Origin of the sequence: Pseudomonas sp. dw_612 (assembly GCF_018449725.1) — a bacterium.
In the GTDB taxonomy this organism is placed as follows: domain Bacteria; phylum Pseudomonadota; class Gammaproteobacteria; order Pseudomonadales; family Pseudomonadaceae; genus Aquipseudomonas.
The window spans coordinates 79,725-104,016 of sequence record NZ_JAAVVC010000022.1 but is presented as its reverse complement, the minus strand read 5'-3'; the positions used below and the strand labels follow the sequence as shown (position 1 = coordinate 104,016).

Annotated in this window: 19 protein-coding genes and 1 pseudogene; 8 read left to right on the top strand and 12 right to left on the bottom strand. The window is 59.7% G+C overall.

What is annotated here, in order from left to right:
• Position 1: 1 nt before the first annotated feature.
• The 3 genes from HB680_RS26640 to HB680_RS26630 are packed head-to-tail and all read right to left on the bottom strand — an operon-like array spanning position 2 to position 2,714.
• On the bottom strand, positions 2–1,243 hold the full coding sequence (locus tag HB680_RS26640) for an FAD-dependent oxidoreductase (protein WP_213941383.1): 1,242 nt from the start codon (positions 1,241–1,243) through the stop codon (positions 2–4).
• An 18-nt stretch (positions 1,244–1,261) separates the two neighbouring features.
• On the bottom strand, positions 1,262–1,582 hold the full coding sequence (locus HB680_RS26635; RefSeq protein ID WP_213941382.1) for a MocE family 2Fe-2S type ferredoxin: 321 nt from the start codon (positions 1,580–1,582) through the stop codon (positions 1,262–1,264).
• 37 nt (positions 1,583–1,619) lie between these two features.
• Complete coding sequence (locus HB680_RS26630; RefSeq protein ID WP_213941381.1) at positions 1,620–2,714, bottom strand: fatty acid desaturase family protein; 1,095 nt, start codon at positions 2,712–2,714, stop codon at positions 1,620–1,622.
• Positions 2,715–2,895: 181 nt separating this feature from the next.
• On the opposite strand from HB680_RS26630, the gene HB680_RS26625 reads away from it, so the two are divergent.
• Positions 2,896–3,945: a LacI family DNA-binding transcriptional regulator gene (locus tag HB680_RS26625; RefSeq protein WP_213941380.1), complete on the top strand. Its 1,050-nt coding sequence runs from the start codon at positions 2,896–2,898 to the stop codon at positions 3,943–3,945.
• Here the strand turns inward: HB680_RS26625 and HB680_RS26620 are convergent.
• On the bottom strand, positions 3,925–5,916 hold the full coding sequence (locus HB680_RS26620; RefSeq protein ID WP_213941411.1) for a sigma 54-interacting transcriptional regulator: 1,992 nt from the start codon (positions 5,914–5,916) through the stop codon (positions 3,925–3,927). The genes HB680_RS26625 and HB680_RS26620 overlap by 21 nt on opposite strands.
• A 200-nt stretch (positions 5,917–6,116) precedes the next feature.
• Here HB680_RS26620 and HB680_RS26615 point away from each other — a divergent pair, with 200 nt between their 5' ends.
• The 6 genes from HB680_RS26615 (at position 6,117) to HB680_RS26590 (ending at position 12,986) form a co-directional block, all read left to right on the top strand.
• A complete protein-coding gene (locus tag HB680_RS26615; RefSeq protein WP_213941379.1) occupies positions 6,117–7,139 on the top strand; it encodes a Gfo/Idh/MocA family oxidoreductase in 1,023 nt (340 codons plus the stop codon).
• Complete coding sequence (locus HB680_RS26610) at positions 7,136–7,924, top strand: TIM barrel protein (protein WP_213941378.1); 789 nt, start codon at positions 7,136–7,138, stop codon at positions 7,922–7,924. The genes HB680_RS26615 and HB680_RS26610 overlap by 4 nt, the downstream gene beginning before the upstream one ends.
• 90 nt (positions 7,925–8,014) lie before the next feature.
• Entirely contained in the window at positions 8,015–8,941 is a 927-nt protein-coding gene (locus tag HB680_RS26605; protein WP_213941377.1) for a sugar ABC transporter substrate-binding protein, read from the top strand.
• A gap of 202 nt (positions 8,942–9,143) precedes the next feature.
• Positions 9,144–10,520, top strand: a complete 1,377-nt coding sequence (locus tag HB680_RS26600) for a pyridoxal-phosphate dependent enzyme (protein WP_213941376.1) — start codon at positions 9,144–9,146, stop codon at positions 10,518–10,520.
• The gene (locus HB680_RS26595; protein WP_213941375.1) at positions 10,517–11,695 is read left to right on the top strand and encodes a cystathionine gamma-synthase; all 1,179 of its coding nucleotides are present in this window, start codon (positions 10,517–10,519) and stop codon (positions 11,693–11,695) included. The genes HB680_RS26600 and HB680_RS26595 overlap by 4 nt, the downstream gene beginning before the upstream one ends.
• 157 nt (positions 11,696–11,852) lie before the next feature.
• Positions 11,853–12,986 (top strand): aminotransferase class V-fold PLP-dependent enzyme, encoded by a 1,134-nt coding sequence (locus HB680_RS26590; RefSeq protein ID WP_213941374.1) that lies wholly within the window; start codon positions 11,853–11,855, stop codon positions 12,984–12,986.
• A 412-nt stretch (positions 12,987–13,398) separates the two neighbouring features.
• Here the strand turns inward: HB680_RS26590 and HB680_RS26585 are convergent, their stop codons facing one another.
• The 3 genes and pseudogenes from HB680_RS26585 to HB680_RS26575 all read right to left on the bottom strand — a co-directional run bounded on the left by HB680_RS26585 (position 13,399) and on the right by HB680_RS26575 (position 14,486).
• Positions 13,399–13,671, bottom strand: coding sequence for a PAAR domain-containing protein (locus HB680_RS26585; RefSeq protein WP_213941373.1), 273 nt, complete (start codon positions 13,669–13,671; stop codon positions 13,399–13,401).
• A 55-nt stretch (positions 13,672–13,726) separates the two neighbouring features.
• Positions 13,727–13,954: pseudogene (locus HB680_RS26580) on the bottom strand (hypothetical protein); the annotation flags it as partial.
• Positions 13,955–14,117: 163 nt separating this feature from the next.
• Complete coding sequence (locus HB680_RS26575) at positions 14,118–14,486, bottom strand: hypothetical protein (protein WP_213941372.1); 369 nt, start codon at positions 14,484–14,486, stop codon at positions 14,118–14,120.
• A gap of 206 nt (positions 14,487–14,692) precedes the next feature.
• Here HB680_RS26575 and HB680_RS26570 point away from each other — a divergent pair, with 206 nt between their 5' ends.
• Positions 14,693–14,992 (top strand): hypothetical protein, encoded by a 300-nt coding sequence (locus HB680_RS26570; protein WP_256735632.1) that lies wholly within the window; start codon positions 14,693–14,695, stop codon positions 14,990–14,992.
• Positions 14,993–15,075: 83 nt separating this feature from the next.
• On the opposite strand, the gene HB680_RS26565 is transcribed toward HB680_RS26570, so the two are convergent.
• The 5 genes from HB680_RS26565 to tssI form a co-directional block, all read right to left on the bottom strand.
• On the bottom strand, positions 15,076–15,339 hold the full coding sequence (locus HB680_RS26565) for a PAAR domain-containing protein (protein WP_213941371.1): 264 nt from the start codon (positions 15,337–15,339) through the stop codon (positions 15,076–15,078).
• 64 nt (positions 15,340–15,403) lie between these two features.
• A complete protein-coding gene (locus tag HB680_RS26560) occupies positions 15,404–15,886 on the bottom strand; it encodes a DUF4265 domain-containing protein (RefSeq protein WP_213941370.1) in 483 nt (160 codons plus the stop codon).
• A gap of 174 nt (positions 15,887–16,060) precedes the next feature.
• Positions 16,061–16,657, bottom strand: a complete 597-nt coding sequence (locus HB680_RS26555) for a hypothetical protein (protein WP_213941369.1) — start codon at positions 16,655–16,657, stop codon at positions 16,061–16,063.
• Positions 16,658–16,675: 18 nt separating this feature from the next.
• Complete coding sequence (locus tag HB680_RS26550; RefSeq protein ID WP_256735631.1) at positions 16,676–21,388, bottom strand: RHS repeat-associated core domain-containing protein; 4,713 nt, start codon at positions 21,386–21,388, stop codon at positions 16,676–16,678.
• A complete protein-coding gene (tssI, locus tag HB680_RS26545) occupies positions 21,385–24,291 on the bottom strand; it encodes a type VI secretion system tip protein TssI/VgrG (RefSeq protein WP_213941368.1) in 2,907 nt (968 codons plus the stop codon). The genes HB680_RS26550 and tssI overlap by 4 nt, the downstream gene beginning before the upstream one ends.
• Position 24,292 lies beyond the last annotated feature (1 nt).

Genomic DNA, 24,292 nt, shown 5'->3' with positions numbered 1-24,292 from the left:
GTCAGTTCCTCAGCAGTTGTTTAAGCGACACATTGGCGTCAGCCAGTGCCTCCGTAGAAAGCGGGTTTTGGCTGGCGATCAGCCGTTCGCACAACTTGATGTCCTTGGCGACGCTATTGCCCTGCCCCCAACCGCACGCCCCTTGCAGACGTTGTTCGGCATCGAGGTAGAACAACAGGAAGCCATCACCCGGCGTTGCGCGGCTTGCGGTCGGTTCGGTGTTGGCGATCACGCCGGTGGTTTGCAGGCCCCAGTCGTATTGATCGGACCAAAAGCCTGGAATGACCTCGAACGGCAGTTCGCCGCCCAACAGGTTCAGGGCCGCGTGACGGCCCTGGGTTTCGGCGTTGCGCCAGGTTTCCTGACGCTGGAAAACCCCTTGCGGGTGCAGGCGAAATTCGCAGACGTCGCCCGCTGCAAAGATGTCCGGCGCACTGGTGCGCAACTGCGCATCGACACGGATGCCTTGACCGACTTCCAGCCCGGCGGCGGTGGCCAACTCGGTGTTGGGCTGCATGCCGATACCGACCACGATCAGGTCGCAGGGCAACACCTGGCCGTCGACCAATTGCACCGCCTCGGCACGGGTGGCGCCGAGCACGGTTTCGATATTCACGTTCAGTCGGATATCCACGCCTTGGCGGCGATGCAATGCCAGCAGGACATCGGACAATCGCTCCGGCAGCACACGTCCCGCCAAACGCGGCCCGGCCTCAAGCAACGTCACCGCGCAACCCAGGGCTCGGGCGGTCGCGGCGACTTCGAGGCCGATGAAACCGCCGCCGATGATCACCAATCGCGCACCGGGTCGTAGCGAAGCACGCAGCGCCAACGCCTCATCATGGGTGCGCAGATAAAGCACATTCGGCAGATATTCGGGCACCGAAGGCAACCGCCGCGCCCTGCCCCCGGTCGCGAGCAACAGCCGGGCATACGGCAACCAACTGCCATCGGCCAATTGCAATCGATGCTGCGCCGGATCGAGTGTTTGCACCGGGTTTCCGGCCAGGTGTTCGATGTCCAGATCGGCGAGTTGGGCGCTGTCGCACACGCTGCAACCCGCCAGTTCAACCGTGCCTTGCAGCAACCCTTTGGACAGCGGCGGACGTTCGTAAGGCGGGTGGAATTCATCGCCGATCAGGATCAGCCGACCGCGATAACCTTCAGCACGCAAGGTCAGCGCCGCGCGGCCACCGGCATGCCCGGCGCCGACGATGACCAGTGGAGCATTGGCAGGATTCATGGCACAGACTCCGCGCAGTTAAACCGCAATGGCGAGCAAGACCCGCCCCGCCTCGACCCGGACCGGATAGGTCTTGAGGTTGACGCACACCGGCGCGCCCAGGGCTTTGCCGGAGCGGTAGTCGAAACGCCCGTTGTGCTTGGGGCACTCGATGACATGCTCCATCACCAGGCCATCGGCGAGGTGGATGGACTCGTGGGTGCACAGGCCGGCGGTGGCGAAAAACTCGTCGTCGGCGGAGCGGTACACGGCGTAGGTGTGCGGGCCATGGTCGAAACGAATCACATCCTCTTCGTTTATATCGCCCACGGCGCAGACGTCGATCCAATGATCGGTCATGGCGTTTTCTCTCTTGTTCTGGTTAAACGGGACGCTGTCAGGCTGGCTCGGCCTGAGCGGTGACGGCAGGTTCTGCGCGTTGTGGCAAAGGTCGGCGGATGAAATACGTCGGGTCTTTGCGCTGCTTCCAGATCGCCGGAAGAACCTCGCCCAAGGCCTGGAACAGGCTGGTGTACGGCGGTGGGCAGTCGTGACGGATCTCTTCGTGCAACTGCGCCAAGGCATGAAACGGCACCATCGGGTACATGTGATGTTCGAGGTGATAGTTCATGTCGAGGTACATGAAACGCAGTAGCGGATTCATGTAAATCGTGCGGCAGTTGCTGCGGTGATCGAGCACATCTTCGGCGAGGCCGACATGTTGGGTCAGGCCGAACAGGTAAGACAGCCAGCCGCCGTACAGGGTTGGCAGGCCGATAAACATCAGTGGCAACCAACTGTGCAAGTACAGCGCTGCCGCGACAGTCAGCGCATAAATCACCAGCCAGATGCGCGCCGCGGTAAAGATCTTCGGCCACTCGGATTCGGGGATGAACGTCTGCTCTTCCTCCGCCATGCGCCCGCTTGCATGGCGGAACACCGACCACATCGTCGTGAAGACGTAAGGCATCCGGACCAGGCTCAGCGCCATATTGATCAGGCTCGGCGGACGCGGCTCGACGATCTCCGGGTCGCGACCGACGATGATGGTGTCGGTGTGGTGCCGGGCATGGCTCCAGCGCCACACATGTGGTTCGAACATGAACATGAAGCTCGACAACTGATAAACCGCGTCATTCATCCAGCGAGTCTTGAACGCGGTGCCGTGACCGGTTTCGTGCCAACGGGCATTCGACGCGGTGCCGTACAGTAGACCGTAAGCGAAGAAGAACGGGACGCAGGCCCAGGAGCCCCAGAACCAGTAGCCACCGAACCCGGTGGCGGCCATCGCCAGCAGCCAGATCGCGGTGTCGCGCAAGGCCGGGCCGTCGCGACGCTGCATCAGTTCCTTCATGCGTTTACGGGAAATGGGCGATTGGTACCAGGTCGCCGAGACCAAACCTTTTTGCGCGGCTTTGGCGGCTTCGGGACCGGTCAATCGATAATCACGACGCGCGGGTGTGTGTTCAAAGGATGCGTGTTGTTCAGGCATTTTATTGTTCTCCGCAAGCTTGATGGTTTAGGCACTTGCTTCGATGCGGGGTCACATCGTTGGAGAAACCATAGAGAGCGCAAAGATTAGCCTCAAGCCCTTGAATACATTCCCTATCAAGCTATCATCCAGGCCCATTGAAGCTTGATAGTTTTCTATCAAGACGCTGCCGGGGCCCGCCATGAACACCAGCAAACGCCCAACCATCGCCACGGTCGCCGAACACGCGGGCCTGAGTGTCGCCACCGTGGACCGGGTGCTCAACGCCAGAGCGCCGGTCAACCCGAACACCGCTGAGCAGGTGTTCCAGGCCGCCGAAGCCGTGGGTTATTTCGCCGCAAGATTGATCGGCCAACGCATCCGCGAACGGCGTCCCAGCTACCGCTTCGGCATCCTTCTGCTCGGGACTGCGCAGGCCTTCTACAGCAACGTGGCCACCGCGATTACCGAGGCGGCGCAACGGCAGACCGGCGCCAACCTGAGTCTGCAATTCGAGTACGTGTTCGATCGCTCGCCCGGCGCGATCATTGCCCAGATCGAACAACTGGCGGTGCAGTGCGATGGCTTGGCGGTGGTCAGCTTCGCGCACCCGCTGATCAACGCTGCCATCGCGCAGATCCGCGAGGCTGGCGTGCCGGTGATTGCGCTGCTGTCCGACATTCACGAGACGGCGGATGAGCCTTACGTCGGCCAGGATAATCATGAAGTCGGACGCACCATGGGCTGGTTGATGGCCCACACCTGTGGCGCGCGCAAGGGTAGCGTCGGGGTGTTGCTCGGTGGCCACCGTTTCCTCGGTCATCAGGCGCGGGTCGAAGGGCTGCGTAGTTATCTGGCAGAGCACGCGCCGGGGTTGCGGCTTCTGGAAGCGGTGATCAATCTGGACAACAACGACATCACCGAAGAGGCGGCGCTGGATCTGCTGGCGCGCCACGACGATTTACGCGGTGTGTGCGTGGTCGGCGGTGGCGGCGACGGCATTATCAGCGCTCTGTCGCAACTGCCGAAGCGGCCGTCGTTGTGCTGCATTTTGCAGGAGTCGACCGAGTTGTCGCGCCAGGCATTGGCCGACGGTTTGATCAGTTTGGTCATCGACTCCCAACCGCGATTGCTCGCTGCGGCACTGGTCGATTTGCTGGTTGAATTGCAGACCGCGCCGGACTTCGATCCGGTGCGGCATCGCATTCATATTCCCTTGCAGATCATGACGTCAGAGAACGCCCGGCCCTGACCGAAAGGCATCGGCACTCAGCCCAAACCGGTTCATTTTGTTGTACAACCCGCCCCGGGAAATATTCAGTTGTCTGGCTGCCAGGCGGATATTGCCGTGGGTGTCCTTGAGGGCGGCGATGATTGCGTTCATTTCATGGGTGCCGAGGTCTTGTGCTGCGCGCGGCTCAGGCGAATATCCCGCCGTGGACGGTCGCAGCTTTTGCTTGATTTCCAGCGGCAGATCGCCGGGCTGGATCAGTTCGCTCATCGCCAGATTGGTCGCGCGTTCAATGGTGTTTTCCAGTTCGCGGACATTCCCCGGCCAATGATAGGCAGAGAGAATATCCAGTGCTTCCGGCGAAATACCCTGCACCGATTTGCGCAGGGAACGGGCGCAACGGCTGAGAAAATGTCGCGCCAATAACGGCACATCTTCGCGGCGCATTCTCAGCGGTGGAACCGTTAGATTCAGCACATTGAGCCGGTAATAAAGATCCTCACGAAACGCGCCATCGGCCACAGCCTGGCTCAGGTTGCGGTGGGTGGCGGCGATGATGCGCACGTTCACCTGCTGGGATTTTTTCGCGCCAACCCGCGTCACCTCGCCTTCTTGCAGAACGCGAAGCAGGCTGACCTGGGCATCGAACGACATGTCACCGATTTCGTCGAGGAAGATCGTGCCGCCATCGGCCAATTCGAACTTGCCCGCCGAGCCGCCACGGGCCGAACCGGTGAAAGCGCCCTCGACATGGCCGAACAATTCGCTCTGCACCAAGTCCCGCGGAATCGCCCCGCAATTGACCGCCACAAACGGTCCACTGCTGCGCTCACTGGCGTTATGTATCGCCTGGGCGAACAACTCTTTGCCGGTGCCGCTTTCACCCAGGATCAGCGTGGTCGAATCACTGCGACTGGCAATCCGTCCCAGGTGCAACGCGTCCTGAATCGCCCGCGAACTGCCCTGAATGGTGTCGAAGGTGTAGCTGGCCTGAGTGCCGATGATCCGCCGGGTAATTTCCCGGATGCGCCGGTTCTCGCGCAACGAAACAATGCGCCCGCCCTGCTCCAGGGAACACACGGACACCAGACACGCCAGGTGACTGCGATCGTGCAGCTCAAACGTGCAATCCAGATCCCGCAACCCTTCCCCGCCGCGCAGCAGAATTTCATCGGTCAGTTCGCTCTGGCCCAGACGCTGAAACGGGCTGCCGAGCAGGTCCCGGCCGACGCGAAACAATTGCCGGGCGTAACGATTGAGGGCCTTGATGCAACCGCGCTCATCCAGCACCACCAAGCCTTCGTTGAGCACTTCGAGCACGGTTTGTTGTTCTTCCAGCAAGGCCTGCAACGCCATCTGCCGCGAGACGGCTTCGGCGGCTGCCTGGACGGTGCCGAGGGTGTGGAAATGAAACCAGCCCGGCTCGGCGGTCAGCGTCAGCATGGCCAACGTCCGGCCCTGGGCATCGCGGATCGGCGCGGCGGCGCAATGCATACGCCGCCGACGCAAGCCGAGGCCGAAGTTTTCCTCGGCCAGCACATAGACCAAGCGGTCTTCGGCCAATGCCAAACCGGTGCAGTTGGTGCCCTGCACCGATTCCAGCAAACGGCTGCCCACCGGGGTGAGATCGAGGCCGCAGAAATACAGGGTCGTGCCTTTGGCGTCGGTCAGGTTGATATGGCCCCTGGGGTTGTACGCGAGCAAGCCGCGCATGACCTCGGCCGCCGCCGCGATCAACACGCGATTGGCCGCCAGGGTGGCGGACAGATCGGCGGGGGCGACAAACCGGTATTCGCCGTCTTCAGGATCGAGGCCGGTGCTGACGCTGCGGCGCCACGAATCCCAGATCACTTGGCGCACTGCCGCGGGTCGCTCGGTGGCGCCGTTCAAAACCTTCGTCCAAGCCTGCTCCAGCTCGGGGATCGGGCCTTCGCTCAACGACGCCGGACCGAGCGCGGTGATGTAATCAAGGTCTTGCACGCTGAAGGCCATTGGCTGTGGGATCACGCTGGACACCTATGTTCATAATTTCGACATGTCAGTATAGACATGTCATCTGAATGAACACTTATTTCAACCACTAGCTATTAATTCCTTAACTATCAATGAGTTGAATATTGGCACAGCCCTTGCTCCCTCCCTTGTAACAGCAAGGACATTCCTGCTGAACAACAATAAAAGGGAGTCATTTCATGAGTTCATCCAAAACCATTCGCCTCGGCCTTATCGGTGCTGGCCGCATGGGCAGCTTCCACGGCCTGACAGCGGCCCGGCATATTCCTGGCGCCTGCCTGGCCGCCATCGCCGACCCGACTCCCGGCCAGGCCGCACGTCTGGCGGCCGAATTGGGTGTGGAGCGCGTCTACACCGATCCGCAGCAACTGCTCGACGACCCGGAAATCGACGGTGTATTGATCGCCGCCCCGGCCCGCAGCCATGCCGAACTGGTGATCAGCGCCGCCCGCGCCGGCAAAGGCGTTTTTTGTGAAAAACCCATGGCCATCACCCTCGACGAAGCCGACCGCGCCATCGCCGCCGCTGCCGACGCACGGGTGACGCTGCAAGTCGGTTTCAACCGCCGCTTCGCCAAAAGCTTCCGCACGGCGCACCTGGACGTGGTCGCCGGCCGTATCGGCACGCCGCAACTGCTGCGCTCACTGACCCGCGACCCGGCGCTGAACAATCCGGCCAACTCGCCGCAGTGGGTGATCTTCCTCGAAACCCTGATTCATGACTTCGACACCCTGCGCTACCTCAACCCCGGTGCCGAAGCGGTCGAGGTGTTTGTCGTGGCCGATGCGCTGATCGCCCCGGACTTCAAGAGCAAAGGGTTTCTCGACACCGCCGTGGTCACCCTCCGTTTCGACAACGGCGCCATCGCCACCGCCGAAGCCAACTTCCAGGCCGTTTATGGTTACGACGTGCGCGGCGAAGTGTTCGGCAGCGCGGGCATGCTGACCATGGGCGGCGTCAATGACTCCGATCTGGTGCGCTACCTGGCCAATGGCATCCAGGCCGACACCCAGCGCTTGGATACGGACCTGCTGCGCGACGCCTATGTGGCCGAGCTCAACCACTTTGTCGACTGCCTGCGCACCGGCGAAAAACCCCTGGCCAGCGGCGAAGATGCCCGAGCCGCACTGGCGATTGCCCGCGCCTGTATCGAATCCTTCCAACAAGGCAAACCGGTGCGTGTGCAAGGAGGCCGCTCATGAGTTTCAGCCCGTTCAAACTGGCGATCAGCGCCGAAATGGTGTTCCTCGATCTACCGTTCACCGAGCGGGTCAAACGCATTCATGCGTTGGGCTTCAGCGCCGAAATCTGGAGCTGGACGACCAAAGACGTCCCGGCCTTGGTGGCCACCGGCGCTGACTTCACGTCCATGACCGGCTACATCGCGGGCAACCTCACCGATCCCGACGACATCCAGCATCTGCTCGACAGCGCACGGGAATCCCTGGCCGTCGCCGCGCAATTGAATTGCCCGAGCCTCAACTTGCACGGCACTGGTTTGGGCGATAAAGGTTTGCCAGTCAAACCGGTGGCCCATACCACCGGGCGCATGTGGCTGAGTGCGTGCAAGACCCTGGAAAAAATCGCGCGTTTGGGCGAAGACGCCGGTCGGGTGTTCCTGCTGGAAAACCTCAATACCGAAGTGGATCACCCCGGCACACCGTTCGCCCGCGCCGACGATACCCTGGCGCTGATCGACGCCGTGGGCAGCCCTCACCTGAAGATGAACCTGGACCTTTATCACGCGCAAATCGGCGAAGGAAACCTGATCGAACTGATCCAGCGCGCCGGCAGCGCCATCGGTGAAATCCAGGTCGCCGATGTGCCCGGGCGCATGGAACCGGGCACCGGTGAAATCCACTACCCGGCGATTGCCAAAGCCTTGTTCGGCATGGGATACACCGGTGTCGTCGGGCTCGAAGGCTGGGCCAGCGGCGACAGCGAAGCGGCACTCGAACGGTTTCGGCAAGCGTTCACGCTGGATTGAAGACACAGCGGCGCGCACGGACGCAGGTCCAACCACGCGCGCCAGCCCCTTCACGCTTGATCCATTCATAACAACAAAAGGAACACCCTCATGCGTCGCTGCACACTGCTTTTTGCCACGCTGTTATTGCTCTTCAGCCAATGGGCCGCCGCCAGTTATCGCATCGGCGTCAGCATTGCCCGGGTCGACGACAACTTCATGACCTACGTGCGCAGCGGCCTGGAAGACGCCGCGAAAAAGGACAACGTCCAGATCCAGTTTGAGGATGCCCAGGGCGATGTGGTGCGTCAGCTCAATCAGGTCCAGGGCTTTATCAACCAGAAAGTCGATGCGGTGATCGTCCTGCCCGTGGACACCGCCGCCACCGCCAACATGACCCGCGCCGCCGTCGAGGCGAAGACGCCGCTGGTCTACGTCAACCGCCACCCGGATGAGCGCACCTTGCCCAAAGGCGTGGTGACCGTGGCGTCCAATGACATCGAGGCCGGGCAACTGCAAATGCGCTACCTGGCGGAAAAACTCGGGGGCAAAGGCACCTTGGCGATCATCATGGGCGACCTGGCGCAGAACTCGACGCACGACCGCACTGAAGGTGTTAAGCAGGTGCTCAAGGACTATCCCGGGATCAAGATCGTCGAACAGCAAACCGCCGAGTGGCAACGCGCCAAAGGCATGGACCTGACCAGTAACTGGCTGCTGGCCGGCACCTCGTTCGATGCCATCGTCGCCAACAATGACGAGATGGCCATCGGCGCCGCCATGGCTTTGCAGCAGGCGGGCAAAGCCAAGGGTGAGATTGCGATTGTCGGCATCGATGGCCTGCCCGATGGCTTGGCGGCGATCAAGCGCGGGATGCTGGTGGCGTCGGTGTTCCAGGACCCCAAGGCCCAGGCCACCGTCGCACTGCAAGCGGCGATCAAAATGATCAAGGGCGAGCCGGTCGAGACGGATGTCTGGGTGCCTTTTCAGTTGATCACACCGGAACTCGTGGCCCAGTTCGAGCAACATTACAAATAGCCTGAAACGCGAAACATGGACGCCGCTGTCCCGGCCAGGGATCAGCGGCGTTTTTCATTAGCGCAAACAGCGTCGCGCCATTACCGAATGGCGACACCCGGTTGCGGATGGGGCCAACCCGGCCTATGGTCCAAGCGTGATTTGCCTGCGACTGGCGGGCGACATTTCGCCACCAGTTGCTGCCCCCACAGGAGGGGACGCTATGCCGAATAACACCCGCCCCGCCGTTCTCGAACTGATCGGCAATACCCCGCTGGTGCGCGTCAGCCGCTTCGACACCGGCCCGTGCACGCTGTTTCTCAAACTCGAATCGCAGAACCCCGGTGGTTCGATCAAGGACCGTATCGGCCTGGCGATGATTGACGCCGCCGAGCGCGATGGTCGCCTGAAACCCGGCGGCACCATCGTCGAAGCCACCGCCGGCAATACCGGCCTGGGCCTGGCGCTGGTCGGCCGGGCCAAGGGCTATCGCGTGGTGCTGGTGGTGCCGGACAAGATGTCCACCGAGAAGGTCTTGCACTTGAAGGCCATGGGCGCCGAAGTGCACATCACCCGTTCCGACGTCGGCAAGGGCCATCCCGAGTATTACCAGGACGTCGCGGCGCGATTGGCCAGGGAAATTCCCGATGCGTTTTTCGCCGATCAATTCAACAACCCGGCCAACCCGCTGGCCCACGAATGCAGCACCGCGCCGGAGATCTGGGCGCAAACCCAGCACGATCTGGACGCGATCGTCGTCGGCGTCGGTTCGGCCGGCACGCTGACCGGGCTGACCCGCTTCTTCAAGCGCGTGCAGCCAAATCTGGAAATGGTGCTGGCCGATCCGATCGGCTCGGTGATGGCTGAATACAGCCGCAGCGGCATCCTCGGCAAGCCCGGTTCGTGGGCGGTTGAAGGCATCGGCGAAGACTTCATTCCATCGATTACCGACCTGTCCAGCGTGCGCCACGCCTACTCGATCAGCGATGAAGAAAGCTTCGATCATGCCCGGCAATTGCTGCGCGCCGAAGGCATTCTCGGCGGTTCCTCGACCGGCACCTTGCTGGCCGCCGCGCTGCGTTATTGCCGCGAACAAACCGAGCCGAAACGCGTGGTCACCTTCGTCTGCGACACCGGCACCCGCTACCTGTCGAAGGTCTACAACGACCAATGGATGAATGATCAGGGCCTGTTGCAATACAAGCGCTACGGCGACCTGCGTGACCTGATCTCCCGGCGTTTCGAGGATGGTCGGGTGATCAGCGTCGGGCCGGACGACACGCTGCTCACCGCGTTCCAGCGCATGCGCCTGGCGGATGTGTCACAACTGCCGGTGCTGGTGGACGGCCAGCAACTGGTCGGCGTGATCGACGAGTCCGATATTCTGTTCGGCATGCAGGAAGATGCGTCGCACTTTCGCTTGACCGTGGCCAGCGCAATGACCGACAAAGTGCAAACCCTGTCGCCCAGCGCCAGTCTGGCTGAACTGCAAGCCGAACTCGATCGCGGGCTGGTGGCGATTATCGCCGACGCCTCGGGCTTCCATGGCCTGATTACCCGCGTCGACCTGCTCAATCACTTACGGAGATCCCTTACATGAGTCAGCACGATGAAACCGGTGCGCCACGCGCTTTCGCCACTCGGGTGATCCACGCCGGGCAGGTGCCGGACCCGTCCACCGGGGCGCTGATGCCGCCGATCTACGCCAACTCCACCTACTTGCAATCGAGCCCCGGCGTGCACAAGGGCCTCGACTACGGGCGCTCGCACAACCCGACGCGCTTCGCCCTGGAACGTTGCGTCGCCGACCTTGAGGGCGGCACCCAGGCCTTCGCTTTCGCCTCCGGGCTGGCGGCGATCTCTACCGTGCTGGAACTGCTCGACGCCGGTTCGCACATTGTCTCCGGCAACGACCTGTACGGCGGCACCTTCCGCCTCTTCGACAAAGTGCGCCAACGCAGCGCCGGGCACCGCTTCAGCTACGTCGACCTGACCAACCTGGCGAACCTCGAAGCCGCGCTGCAAGACGACACGCGGATGGTCTGGGTCGAGACCCCAAGCAACCCGCTGCTGAGCCTCACCGACCTCAGCGCCATCGCCCGCCTCTGCCGCGACCGCGGCATCATCTGCGTCGCTGACAACACCTTTGCCAGCCCATGGATCCAGCGCCCGCTGGAACTCGGCTTCGACATCGTCGTGCACTCGACCACCAAATACCTCAACGGCCACTCCGACGTCATCGGCGGCATCGCCATCGTCGGGCAAAACCCGGAACTGGCCGAACGCCTGGGCTTCCTGCAAAACTCCGTCGGCGCCATCTCCGGCCCGTTCGACGCCTTCCTCACCCTGCGCGGCGTGAAAACCCTGGCCCTGCGCATGGAACGCCACTGCAGCAACGCCCTGGAACTGGCGCAATGGCTGGAACGCCAGCCACAAGTGTCACGCGTCTACTACCCGGGCCTGCCCTCGCACCCGCAGCATGAATTGGCAAAGCGGCAGATGCGCGGGTTTGGCGGGATGATTTCGGTAGACCTGAACACTGATCTGGCCGGCGCCAAACTCTTCCTTGAAAGCGTGAACATCTTCGCCCTGGCTGAGAGTCTGGGCGGTGTGGAAAGCTTGATCGAGCACCCGGCGATCATGACCCACGCGAGTATTCCGGCGCAAACGCGGGCGCAGTTGGGGATTGGCGATGGCTTGGTGCGGTTGTCGGTTGGGGTTGAGGATGTGGAGGATTTGAGGGCGGATCTGGCGCAGGCGTTGGCGCGGATTTGAATTGAGGGCTGGACGGCAAGCATTGCCAAGTCCAGCAATCGACCTGATGAGGCCTGCCGCTCGATAGAAGTCGCCATTCAATCCCGAGCAATTTGTCATTTGCCAAGGCTTAGGGCAGGGTCGAAACCACTGAGAACCCTGCCAAAGGAGTTACCCCATGTCAAAGCTTTATCCCAGTATCGATCCCGAGGGGCTGGTCGAGTACTCAGTGGTCTATACCGACCGTTCGCTCAACCACATGTCGCAGTCGTTTCAGGACGTGATGAAGAACATTTCCAAGACCCTGAAACAGGTCTACAACGCCCAGGCTGTTGCGGTGGTCCCGGGCAGCGGCACATTCGGCATGGAAGCGGTGGCGCGACAGTTTGCCACCGACCAGCAATGCCTGGTGATACGCAACGGCTGGTTCAGTTTTCGCTGGAGCCAGATCCTTGAGATGGGCAACATCCCGGCGGCCACCACGGTACTGAAAGCCCGACCGGTCGACACGGGTCGCCAGGCTGCCTATGCCCCACCGCCTCTGGACGAAGTGCTGGCAGCCATTGCGGCGCAGAAGCCGCAGATTGTCTTCGCTCCCCACGTTGAAACCTCATCAGGGATTATCCTGCCCGACGAGTACCTGCGGGCCGTCGGCGACGCCGTGCATGCGGTGGGTGGCCTGTTCGTGCTGGATTGCATCGCCTCGGGCACGCTTTGGGTTGATATGCAGAAATGCGCAGTCGACCTGCTGATCAGCGCACCGCAGAAAGGCTGGAGCGCCTCCCCTTGCTGCGCCCTGGTGATGCTCAGTTCTTTGGCCCTCCAGCGCATCGAACAGACGCAAAGCAGCAGCTTCGCCTGCGACCTGAAAAAGTGGCTTCAGATCATGCAGGCCTACGAACAGGGCGGACATGCCTACCATGCGACCATGCCCAGCGATTCCCTCGCGCGATTTAACGAAGTGATGAAAGAGACGCAAGCCTACGGTTTCGAAAAGGTCCGCGGCGAACAACAGGCTCTGGGCGATCGCGTACGCGCAATGTTGACCGGCAAAGGCATCAAAAGCGTGGCCGCAGCCGGCTTTCAAGCCCCTGGCGTAGTGGTGAGCTACACCGATGATGCCGACATCAAGAGCGGTAAGAAATTTGCCAATCACGGCCTACAGATCGCCGCCGGAGTGCCGTTGCAATGCGACGAGCCGGCCGACTTCCAGACCTTCCGCATCGGTCTGTTCGGACTCGAAAAGCTGCACAACATCGAGCGCACGGTCAGCACCCTGGAGCAGGCATTGGACGAGGTGATGGGTAATTAAGGCCGATTCGGGCCCGCAGCAGGTAGCGAACTTGTGAATGCCAGGAAGGCATTCGGCGCTGGGCACTGCCGGCCCATGGCGCTGATCTTTGGCGAATTTGGCGCTGGTCGCCCGGACGTCATGCTAGAACCATAAGGGAAAGCCCGTGCACGCGTTTTACTGACACGGGCGTCCTTTTGCGCTATTGCAGACGTTCAGAAGCACCTACAAAGTCGCTGGAAATCCAACCGATCTAGCTCTCGCGCGTGCTCAGTGAATTGCCGAAGCCATCGTTGACCGCGACCAAATACTGATCGCCTTGGTAGCGTACAAAGTCTATGTGCGCAGTATTAGTGGTGTAGATAAAGAGGCCGGCCCGGTGCCCGAAAGGCCTCTCAACCAGGATAAGAAGGGATATATAAATGAGTGAGACTCAGCTGATCACTGCGCCCTTGGGGCCACTGGCAATCAAGCTGGCGCCGCAGGCGGTTTTCATGCCATGCAGCGCGACAGGGGTTCCGTCGACTGTGTAAGTGCTACTGCCCTCGGCGATAGGAAAGATTCCCTTGCACAGCGGGCAGCTGACCTTATGACCGACACCGGCAATCGGTTTCCCGTTGAGATCAGTCTGGGAAAATGCTTCGAGTACTACGCCACCATGGCTGGTGGAGTCCCCAAGGCGGATGATGTCTTTCACTGTGTTCATCCTTAATCAGAGGTAATCGCGGTCACGTTGCAGCCCTTCCACGTGGGATCAGCCATTAACTATCCAACCACCAGTTCAAAAGCGTCTCGTCATCATCGTCAAGATTTTTGTAGATGTTCGCGTAGTACCATTGAATGCCGGTCTTCTCGCGAAACCTATCGAAAAACTCATTGATTTTATTCATCCCGTTCTTTGCAGGGACGGCTAACGATAAATTGCCTTCAAATACGCCATCCAAGGTCCCATTCAATTCACGAGCAACCTCATCTTCGCGTGCTGAAATATCCTCCGAAGGAAGTTGGTTTGGGAGAACGCCTCGAGCACTACTCCAACGTGGGAGGTGGAGTCGCCCAATCGGATAACGTCTTACACTGGGCAACTTCCCCCTGGTTCCGTAAAAATCATCAGCGGTCGATGCCCGCATTGATTACGCTCTCCATGAGCTATCAGGAACCAATGTACTTGTAATAAACCGTCAACTGGCCATTACTTTCGGAAACCTCAAGATGAAGGATCGCTTCACCGGGGGCGCCGTTAGCAAAAAGGACACATTCTAATCCAAGTGCTTTATCGTTAGTTTCATATGCATCAATGAAAGGACGGTGTTGTGCACGTGAATCAAAAGCTGTTTCTTCTGGTGCGATGGATATCTTGGTTCCTTTATCGAAGTAATCATCAATAGATTCGTAAATCTCATCAGCAACTGCGTTGGATATTTCAAAATCTCGCTCTAGCGTCGGCGAGTCACGCCGATCAATGGCTTCTACGAGCAGTTTGGTCTTGGCATAGGCTTGCTGATTAGTGGGTGTACTCATTTATCGACTCCGTCTCTTGGAAGGTGTTGCGGTGCTGGTACCCGCGCCGGCTTCAATCCCGGTGAAATAGCCGCGTGCTTGGAGTGTCGCGCACTTCGCTGCCTTCGGGCTCAGCCCTGCAGCACGGAGCGCCTGCTCGACGACAAAACCGCCGCTATCGCAAAAGACATCGGAACGCGTATCCAAGCCATACGCCTGAAAAAAACATGAGCCTGGAAGATATTGCGAAGTCAGCCGGGATAAGCCGGCAAACACTGCATTTGCTGCTCAATCATGGAAAAGGGACACTTACAAACCTGATAACTGTCCTTCGCTCAATCAATGAGCTTGAGCGTTTGAGCTCTTTGCTGGAGGAAGTTTTGCCGAGCCCTTTGCAGATCATCCGCATGGAAGGAAAAAAACGTCAGCGGGCATCGGGGCGGCGTGCAAATTCAGACGAGCTTTCCACCGCGACCTCTGTTCAAAAGGGGCTAGCGACTGGTAACTACATTATTGCAAGGCCTTGACCACGAATTTGCATTGCCACGGCCCCACAATTGCAATCTGGCGGACCATACATTTGCATTCGACTTGGGCTGTACACCCCGACTCAGCTAATCACAGCCCCCTTTGGACCACTGGCAATCAGCGCAGCACCGCATGCGGTTTTCATGCCGTCCAGCGCCACCGCAATGCCACCGACGGTGTAGGTGCTGCTGCCTTCGGCAATCGGAAAAACCCCTTTGCACAGTGGGCAACTGACTTTGTGGCCGACACCGGCAATTGGTTTGCCGTTCAGGTCGGTCTGGGAGAACGCCTCAAGTACCACCCCTCCGTGACTGGTGGAGTCGCCCAAGCGAATGATGTCTTTCACTATGTATCCTTAATCAGAAGTGATCGTCATGAGATTGGTAGCCCGCTGGCCACTACGTGTGTCATCAGCGGTCCAACCACCAGTACAAAAGCGTCTCATCATCGTCGTCATCGAGATTTTTATAGACGTTCGCGTAATACCATTGAATCCCGGTTTTTTCGCGAAACCTATCGAAAAACTCATTGATTATCTCCATTCCATTTTTTGCTGGGACGGCTAGCGATAAATTGCCTTCAAATACGCCATCTAACGTTCCATCAAACTCACGAATGACGTCGTTTTCAAGCGCAGTTATATCTTCCGGAGGAATGTAATCGGCGTAGATTTGAATACAGAAATTACCGCCCCGCTTCAAAAGCTCCGCCGGTGCATTTTTATTCTTGATTGAAATAATGTCCCCCCTCGCCAGATTTTGCGCCAGGCCAGGCGAGGAGAGCAACTCGTAAGTGTCCTGATCAATCTGACGAGCGAGCAACTCCTCACGAACAGCCCCATCGTCGTCAGCCATATATACCTGAATCAGTACAGGTGATTGCTTGTCTTCCATAAGTGGTTCCACAGCTTCCACGCTCAACACAAGACGGCCGTTTCTTCAGTACTAGCGCAATCGCCCAAACGAATAGCATATTTCAAGCTGCTGCTCACTCTCGTGCGTGCATTAAAAGCTTCAACCCAACTCTAATTTGAACCCTTTGTACTCTGAGCGCTCAAGTATCTTGCTCTAACCTAACTGCAGAAAGAACCTGCCATTTTCGGCGATCGCCTTCTCTGAAAAGTTCTCACTCAAAAAAAGGTAGCCCATACCATCCGAAAGTATGCCTTTATTACGAGGTAGCGCAACATCAAGATCACCACCATAAATAGAAACTCTTCTACGCCCTATATTTGACGAAATAGGCGCCTGCAACCAAGCATCTACGCCATCCAACTTAGACGCTAAATTCTCATCATCATCTGAGTCGGAATTTTCCGAAAGCAGGATTTTTCCGCAATCTAAAATCTTATCAGAGGCTTCATTTCGTTCGTCACTTGCACGAATATATCCTAAAACAACCGCTTCAGACCCTCCATTACTTGCGCGGAGCTTTCGATAGTGACCAACTTCACCCGATACGTAAGGTACAAACACAGAAACCCAATACGTTTTATCCATCAACTCATCTGAAAACCAACTTCCAGGAAAAGAAGCTAGATGTGTGAGAGGGGTTCCGTCAGCCGAGCAAGGCCAAGACATATGATTTGGAAGATAGACACCACCGCCCGCATAGGCATCATGAATTGTAGGCGGTTCATGGCTAAAAATCAGTTCGTTAAACATCCGCATCTCTCCACTCAGTTATTGATCGCAGCAGCAGTTAAGTGAATTTACATATTGACCCGAGCGCTTTCTAAGCCGTCGGGCCTGTGAAGCTGATATTCCCGACTGACGAATGGCCCCTTGCCAAACGTCCATTTGCCGCTTAGACGGTTTACCCGTTGCTGGGTCAAAATCAAATTCATTAACCCCCAAGCCTAGATGAGTTCGCGCCAAAGCGTTTTCGTTCGAGTGAATAGCGTCATGTCTTGTCGGGTCTATAGCAATAGATGGGTTGGCCTTGTTGCGGCGCCTTTTATTAGCACACCCCATTTGAACGAGAGACTCATGCCTGACGAGTTCATGTACCTCCAACTGATCACCGACATTGCTACCGCCATTGAGGCTACCATACGTACCTAACTGCCCATCAGCAGCGAGCCCAAGCGGGTCAATCCATATGACAGGATTGGACGCGTATTGATAGAAATTCGTCCCCCCGGCAAAACTAATCGGGTCCTGACTAACAAACCGCCCAACCCCCGGATCATAGTACCGATACCGGTTGTAATGCAGGCCCGTCTCATGATCGTGGTACTGCCCCTGGAACCGTATCGGATTCACCACGCCATGCTGCCGCGCCCATTCCGAGCGCTGCTCCGTCGCTTGCCCCCACGCCTTGTACTGCGCAGTCCAGGCCATGTTGCCCTGCGGGTCGGTCAGTTCCTGCGGGGTGCCCAGGTGATCGCATTGGTACCAGGCGAGTGCATCAAACGCTGAGACCGTTGCCTTGTGATTCCACAACGGATCCTCATCGAGGCTGTACTCGCCGCTGTAATCCGGTTGACCGAGCAGATTGATCGGTGCGTGGCGCACGGCTTGGGCGACCGGGACGAAGGTGCCGGGTTCGAAGATGTAGTGGACGGTGCGGCCCGGCGCCCCATCGGTTTGTGCCGGGCTGCTTTCCCAGGCGAGGTTGTCGCCGTCCCAGCCGTAGAGGGTGAAGCCGCAGCCGTATTCGCGTTGTTTGCGCGCGTGTTCGCTGCGGTTCCATTGCGAGCCGGCCTCGGGGCGCTGTTTGTAGTGGGCCGTGGAGTTTTTGTGCAGGCGTCGTCCTAACGCGTCGTAGGCAAAATCGACGGCCAGGCGCGGGTCTTCGAAATGCACGAGCCGATCAAACAGGTCCCATTGCAGGTCGCTGCGGGTGCCGTTGTGCCAGCGTTGGATCTGGTTGCCGCGTTCGTCGTAGTCGTAGTGGGTGCCGGCGTATTCGCGCAGCAGGTTGTCGACCAGTTTGCTTCGCGGCGGGGTTTGATCCAGTGGACGGCGGATTTCGGCGGTTTTGTCGTCGAGCAGGTTACTGGCCGGGTCGAAGGCGAAGGTTTCCACGCCTTGGCGGGTGGTGGCGCTGAGCAGTCGGCCGACCGGATCGTAGCGATACGCGAGCGGGCCGCGACGGCTGTCGTTGATGTCAGTCAGTTGGCCAGCGGCATCGTATGTGTACTCACGCTTGAGCAGCGTGGACAGGTCGTCGCTGCACCCCAGCAGTTGCTCTTGCAAGCGTCCGGCCGGGTCCCATTTCTGCGTTTGCAGCAGGTGGTTGCCTTGGTGGCGGGCGACTTCGCGGTGCAGGTCGTCGCGTTCGTAGCCGATCAGTTCGTGATCGTCCAAACGCAGACCCAGCAAGTGGCCGCTGCCGTAAGTCAGCCAACTGACACGATGGCCGTCCGGGCGCACGGTGGCGACACGCTGGTTGAGCAGATCGTACTCGTGCTGCCAGATCGCGACCGTGGGATGTTCCAGGCCGAGGTAATGCTGGTGTTCGCGTAGCAGGTTGCCCGCCGGGTCGTGGAACCATTGCAGACGGCTGTCAGCGTTGTTGGCCATGACCAGATTGCCGTTGCCATCGTAGGCGAAGATCTCGCTTTGCGACTTGTCGCCTAGGCTGGCGCGACGTTCAGTCAAACGGCCCATGGGGTCGAAGTTGACCGAGATCACGCGTTCGCCGTTGACAGTGTGGGCCAGGCGCCCGGTCTGAGCGTCGTATTGATAGCGGGTGGTGCGGCCGTCGAAGCCGGTTTCTTCCAGCAGGCGACCGACCGGGTCGTAGTGGAAGTGCGCGCGTTGTTCGTTTTCGTTTTCCAGGACGACTAATTGCCCGAGGCGGTCCCAGCGATAGCGCAAGGTTTGCTCGGCAGCATCAACCCGCTCGGCGATCAATCCAATGGCGTTGTAGCTCCAGGTGGTGCAGCGATCCAACCCATCAACATGCGCCAACAGCCGACCTTCGGCATCACGCTCAAAACGTTCTTCGGTTTTGTCCGGGTGTTTGATCAACACCAACTGCCCGGCCTTGTATTCGTACTCAGTGCTCTGCCCGGCCGGATCGGTGAAACAAATCATCTGCCGGAGTTCGTTGTACTCCCAGGCACTGGTCTTGCCCGAGCAATCAACGTATTCCACCAACTGCCCGGCGTCGTTGTAGGCCAGGGCTTTTTCGTTGCCATTGGCGTCTTTGATCGCAGTGGGTTGGCCGGATTTGTTGTAGGCGTATTCGGTTTTATTGCCCAGGGGATCGACCGTTTCGACCAGGTTGCCCTGATCGTCGTAGGCCCGTTGCCACTGGCCGCCCTCGGCATCGCTGATCTTGATCAGCAAGTCCTGATCGTCATAGGCGTAATGCATCACGGTGTGGTCGGCGCGGATGTGTTGAAGGCGATTGCCACGCTCGTCGTAGGTGTAGCGATCCGTGCTGCCATCCGTACGGACATGACGAATCACATTCTTGGCGTCATCGCGGAAGAACCACTCCGAGCGCTCATCCGGATGGCGGATGCGGTAGGTGTAGCCAAGGATGTCGTAGTAGTGCCAGGTCTCGTTGCCATGGGCATCGGTGACGTAGGTCAGGCGGATGTTTTCGTCCCATTCCAGACGGGTGTCGAAACTGCCGTCGTCGGCCCATTCGCGGATGGCCTTGGCATCAGCGCCGGTACCTTGCCATTCCAGGTTCATGCCGCGAGCAGTGCGGTCGGCGTAACGGGTGATCAGGTGATGCTGGTACCGATAGGACCAAGCGGCACCGTTCTCGTCCTGGGCCTGAATCAGGTCGCCATATGCGTCGTACTGGTAGGCACAGAGTTGGCGCAACGGAGCACCGTCAACAATTTGCCAAAGGCCGATCAACCGGCCGTAATCATCGATCAGCGTGCCGAGGTGCAGGTGCACTTTGCTGAAGTCGTTTTCCTGGTAAGTGATCAGGTCCGACAGCACCGATTGCTCACCGTGACGATGCTCGTAATGCAGCATGATCCCGGCGCCGTTGCGCAGCAAGACGTTCGTCAGCACATAACGCTGGCCATGGCGGACGTAGGTTTCCTTGCGCTCGAAACCACGGCACAGCAGGAGCTGGTCTTCGCTGCTGCGTACCAGGGTGATGTTTTCGATGGCGTCGTAGTGGAACAGGCCGACTTTGGGCAGCGGATAGGCGTGGCTGCGACCGTCGGCGTCGTGGAACTTCAGGCCATCGTTAACGCAGTCGAAACGGGTGGTGAACTCGGTGATCCAGCGGGCGCCGAGTTCGCTTTGATCGTAGGTCCCGAGGCGCGAGTTGTAGGTGCGGGTCCACTCCACCGAGAACGGCCCCGGCAGGCTGAAATCGGTGTGGCTGAGGCTTTCCGAACCCAAGGCAAAACTGATGCTGTTGCAGGTGCCGGTACAAGTGGCATTTTTCTTGCCATTGGCGGCATTCGTGGCTGGTGCCTGATGACTGTTGGCCCCCAAACCACCTTCGGACTCCGTGCGCTTGGCCTGACTGGTCTTGTCAGGTTTGACCCCGGCGCTCTGACCATGAGCATTGCGCTTGCGCCAGACGGTGACGGCGCCGGAGAGGATCAGCAGCAACCAGCCGATGGAGTTTTGCACCGACTCATCGTCAAGCTTGCTCAACTGGGTGCGCAGTTCAGGCCCCATCGCCCGCAGCTTCTTGGTCTCAGTGGCCACTCGTTCTTTGATGTCATCGGGCAGCAGGTGATCGGCTGCGCTGTTGGCCAAGCCCTTGCCAGCCGCTTTATAAGCACTGGCCGCAGCCCCGAAAATGTTGCCAATTGCCGCGAGAGGATCGTTCAGAAGCTGGTCACCCACCGCGCTGATTTTTTGGCTGGCGGCCTGCGCATCCCCCTTGGCATCGAGCTTGCCGTTGGCCACCGCTTCAAGGCCTTTGGCGATTTCGTTGATGACGTCTTCGCCGAGCTTGCCGGCGTCCGCCAGGATGCCGGGCAGCTTGCCTTTAGCTTGCTCCACGAAGTCATCGAGGGTGCCGACGATGGACGCGTTCAAGTGCCCGATCAGGATTTCGATCACGGATGCACTGAGCAGCGCTTTGGTGGTGGCCTTCATTTCCTGACGCACCAGAAACAGGGTCGGGCGCAGGGTCATGCGCGCCGCCGCCATGGCCGGTGGCAGTGGCAACACACCGATCAGGTTGATTCCCAGACTGGCCCACGCCAGCAGGTCGCGTTTCTGGGCGTTGGACAGGGTGACGATGTCACCCAGTGCATCGACCAGCGCCATGATGTTGCCCACCACCGGCAAGGCGCCGGCAACGTTCTTGATCCGGTCGAGGGTGACTACGCCACCGCTGGCGGATTGCAGCCAGGCGTCGAAGACCGCCGCGCTGCTGGCGACGTCCTGAACGTCAATGGCACTCAGCGGAACGATAGCAACCTGCGGTTCACGCTTTACGATTTCAGTGGTCATGACAGCATCTCACCCGCCAACAGGCCCGGGGTTTTAAAGGAGGTCTTGGGAGGTGTTACCGCCGGCAGACTCGGCAACTTGCCGCTCCTGCTCGCCGCGCCGAGCAGGCTCGACGCACTCGGCATCGCGGCGCTGGCGAGTTTCGGCAACCCGGCCACGCCGCCCTGCACCACGCCTTTGACTTGCTGCGCTGTTTGCATCGCGCCTTGGGCGGTTTGCACGGCGTTCATGCCGGTCTGCGCCAGGCTTTTGCCTTGTTCCAGCACGTCCCAGTTCTTGCTCGGCAATATTTGCGCGACCAACGATTGCACCGGGCCGGGGACGTCCTCGGCGCCCGGTGGTTGCAGCGGCCATTCCGGTTTACCGATGTAGCTGCCATCGCTCCAGGTGTCCGCCGGGTCCTTGCCGAACATCACCCGCGCCGGGCCCGGTGCAGCCCCGGAGACCGTCGCAAAACCCTTGGCATCCAGCGTGCCTTTGAGGCTTTTGCCCAACGCATCAACCACTTCGAAATCGCCACCCTTGATCCCCTGAAACCCGGCGTACTGGTTGAACAATTCCAGATTGCCCTTGCCCGGTTTTGGTGGTTCGGGGAACACACCCGCGAGACTTTTCGCCCCGGTGTAGGCGAAGTTCGCCGCATGCGCGGTGTACGGCCCGGTGGTGGCGTGGGTGATGCCGCCGGCGTTGTAGGTCGTGGCGCTGCCGCCGCCCTGGATCACCAGTTCGGTTTTCGCGGTAATCGTGATGCGGTCGGCGTTGGCGGTGATGTTGAGTTTGGCCAGCAGGTTGATGCTGTCCTTCAAGGCACGGATGTCGATGTCACCGGAGGCCGCGACCAGCCGCCAACCGAGGTTTTGCACAAACAGACGCATGCCCTGACTGGCACTGGCCAGCAGGCGTTTGCCGATCGACAGACTGGTGTGGCCGGTGCTGCTCAACGCCAGGTGTTCGCCGGTGGCGATGTGGCTGGAGCGCGGAGTGCTCAGGGCGATGCCGGCCGGACTGGCGAGGACCAGATGCGGTTCGGTGAACTCGGGAAACTCGTTGGCGCTCATGTTTGCCGGGCCGTTACCCAGGATGCCCTGGTGCTGCGCGTGCAGCGCTTTGGCCACGTCGTCCTGATCACCGGCTTCCTGGGCTTGCAGTTCCTTGGCCTGAATCGCAAAACCGTCTTGCTGTTCGCTGGCCGTGGCCAGGCGTTCGGCGGTTTCCGGCAGGTCTTTGTGGTGTTTGGATTCGTTCGGTCGCGGCTCGGTGGTGATCAACAAACCGGCGGCCGCGCGCACCGCGCCATGGCGGTCAGTACGCAGTTCAAAACCTTCGCCACGCGGCTGGCCGCCGGACGGGCGTGGATGGGTCAGGTAACCGAGGTTGATCGCGCTGGCGCCATGATCGCTGCGCAGCGCAATGCTGATCTCACTGGTGGTGTCGTCGATGCGCAATTCGTTGGCGCGGCTGCCCTTGTATTCCTTGCTCTTGACCGTCGCCAGGGTCTTGAAGTCCGGCAGTTTGTACGGTGGCAGGTTGGCGCCGTGGTACAGGCACCCGGTGATCAGCGGCTGGTCGGGATCGCCTTCAAGGAAGGTGATCAGCACTTCCATGCCGACGCGCGGCAGGTTGATCGAGCCGAAAGTCTGCGCGGCCCAGTTCGAGGCGACGCGCATCCAGCAACTGGTTTTGTCGTCGTGCTGGCCTTCGCGGTCCCAGAAGAACTGCACTTTTACCCGGCCGTAATGGTCGCAGAAAATCTCTTCGCCTTCCGGGCCGGTGACCACCGCGCTCTGGGTGCCGAGAACTTTGGGTTTTGGATGATCCAGCGGCGGGCGGTACGGCACGTCCCACGGCGTGGCGCTGAAGCGATTGCGATAACCCTGATGGAAATCGTCTTTCAGGTCGGTGACGTCGCTGCTGATCACCTCTTCCAGCACCTGCGGCTGTTTGCCTTCGTGGAAGATTTCGGTGAGCAGCCACAGGTCGTTCCACGCCGGGTTGGCGTGATCGGTCAGGGCGAGGAAATGCCCGGTCACCAGCAGCGGCTGATCGCCGGTGCCTTCGGCCAACCGGTAGTCGCTGCGGTGTCTTTCCAGGGCGCGATTGGCCAGGTGCTTGCCGCGCTCGCGGTCGACAAAACGACCGGGGTAATCGTAGTCTTCGAGGTCCGGTTTGGCCGCGCTCTTGGCGTCGCTTTCCAGTTCGATTTTCGGTTTGGTGAAATCGTAATCACGGCGCGTGGTGCGGCTGGTGCGGGTGATCATACGCAGGCCGAAACGCTTGATCACCGGCTGATCGGCGACCAGTCCGGTGTCCTGCTGATAGGTCACCGGCTCAAGTTTCGGGAACACCGTTTGGTCATCGCCGAACATCAACAGATGGGCACTGGCGCTGTGCTGGAAGTGGTAGTGAATGCCCTCTTCTTCGCACAGGCGCTGAACGAAGTGCAGGTCGGACTCGTCGTACTGCACGCAATAGATGCGCTCGGGGTACACCGCGCTGAGCTGGAACTTGTGTTCGCTGGCGAGGATCCCGTGTTCCTCCAGCACCTGACTGATGATCTGCGGCACGGTCATTTGCTGGAAGATGCGCTGATTGACCCGGTGCGCCAGGTACGCCAATTGCGGGCGCAGCGAGATTTTATAGCGGGTCAGGCGCTTGCCCGCCTCGCCCTGGGCAATGCTGTAGACCAACCCATGGATGCCGCTGCCACTTGGCGCGAGCTGCAAAAACGCCAGTTTGTGCAGCAGGCTTTCGAGGTTCAGCGAAGCCTTTTCGCTGACCAGCTCCAGTTCGAATTCGAACGGCTGATTGAGCGCTTCCCGGCCAGTGAAGGACAACACCTGAAAGGGGCTGTCAGCCCCGTCGATGGTCAGGGCAAAGTGGGTCTGATTGGCCGGTGCGAACATT

What these genes read in the sequence shown, in the direction of transcription:
- HB680_RS26555 (WP_213941369.1), bottom strand. Translation starts at nt 16,657, where the DNA reads ATGTTTAACGAACTGATTTTTAGCCATGAACCGCCTACAATTCATGAT.
- HB680_RS26575 (WP_213941372.1), bottom strand. Translation starts at nt 14,486, where the DNA reads ATGAGTACACCCACTAATCAGCAAGCCTATGCCAAGACCAAACTGCTC.
- HB680_RS26560 (WP_213941370.1), bottom strand. Translation starts at nt 15,886, where the DNA reads ATGGAAGACAAGCAATCACCTGTACTGATTCAGGTATATATGGCTGAC.
- HB680_RS26615 (WP_213941379.1), top strand. Translation starts at nt 6,117, where the DNA reads ATGAGTTCATCCAAAACCATTCGCCTCGGCCTTATCGGTGCTGGCCGC.
- HB680_RS26595 (WP_213941375.1), top strand. Translation starts at nt 10,517, where the DNA reads ATGAGTCAGCACGATGAAACCGGTGCGCCACGCGCTTTCGCCACTCGG.
- HB680_RS26610 (WP_213941378.1), top strand. Translation starts at nt 7,136, where the DNA reads ATGAGTTTCAGCCCGTTCAAACTGGCGATCAGCGCCGAAATGGTGTTC.
- HB680_RS26585 (WP_213941373.1), bottom strand. Translation starts at nt 13,671, where the DNA reads ATGAACACAGTGAAAGACATCATCCGCCTTGGGGACTCCACCAGCCAT.
- HB680_RS26570 (WP_256735632.1), top strand. Translation starts at nt 14,693, where the DNA reads ATGAGCCTGGAAGATATTGCGAAGTCAGCCGGGATAAGCCGGCAAACA.
- HB680_RS26605 (WP_213941377.1), top strand. Translation starts at nt 8,015, where the DNA reads ATGCGTCGCTGCACACTGCTTTTTGCCACGCTGTTATTGCTCTTCAGC.
- HB680_RS26630 (WP_213941381.1), bottom strand. Translation starts at nt 2,714, where the DNA reads ATGCCTGAACAACACGCATCCTTTGAACACACACCCGCGCGTCGTGAT.
- HB680_RS26600 (WP_213941376.1), top strand. Translation starts at nt 9,144, where the DNA reads ATGCCGAATAACACCCGCCCCGCCGTTCTCGAACTGATCGGCAATACC.
- HB680_RS26620 (WP_213941411.1), bottom strand. Translation starts at nt 5,916, where the DNA reads ATGGCCTTCAGCGTGCAAGACCTTGATTACATCACCGCGCTCGGTCCG.
- HB680_RS26625 (WP_213941380.1), top strand. Translation starts at nt 2,896, where the DNA reads ATGAACACCAGCAAACGCCCAACCATCGCCACGGTCGCCGAACACGCG.
- HB680_RS26640 (WP_213941383.1), bottom strand. Translation starts at nt 1,243, where the DNA reads ATGAATCCTGCCAATGCTCCACTGGTCATCGTCGGCGCCGGGCATGCC.
- tssI (WP_213941368.1), bottom strand. Translation starts at nt 24,291, where the DNA reads ATGTTCGCACCGGCCAATCAGACCCACTTTGCCCTGACCATCGACGGG.
- HB680_RS26590 (WP_213941374.1), top strand. Translation starts at nt 11,853, where the DNA reads ATGTCAAAGCTTTATCCCAGTATCGATCCCGAGGGGCTGGTCGAGTAC.
- HB680_RS26635 (WP_213941382.1), bottom strand. Translation starts at nt 1,582, where the DNA reads ATGACCGATCATTGGATCGACGTCTGCGCCGTGGGCGATATAAACGAA.
- HB680_RS26550 (WP_256735631.1), bottom strand. Translation starts at nt 21,388, where the DNA reads ATGACCACTGAAATCGTAAAGCGTGAACCGCAGGTTGCTATCGTTCCG.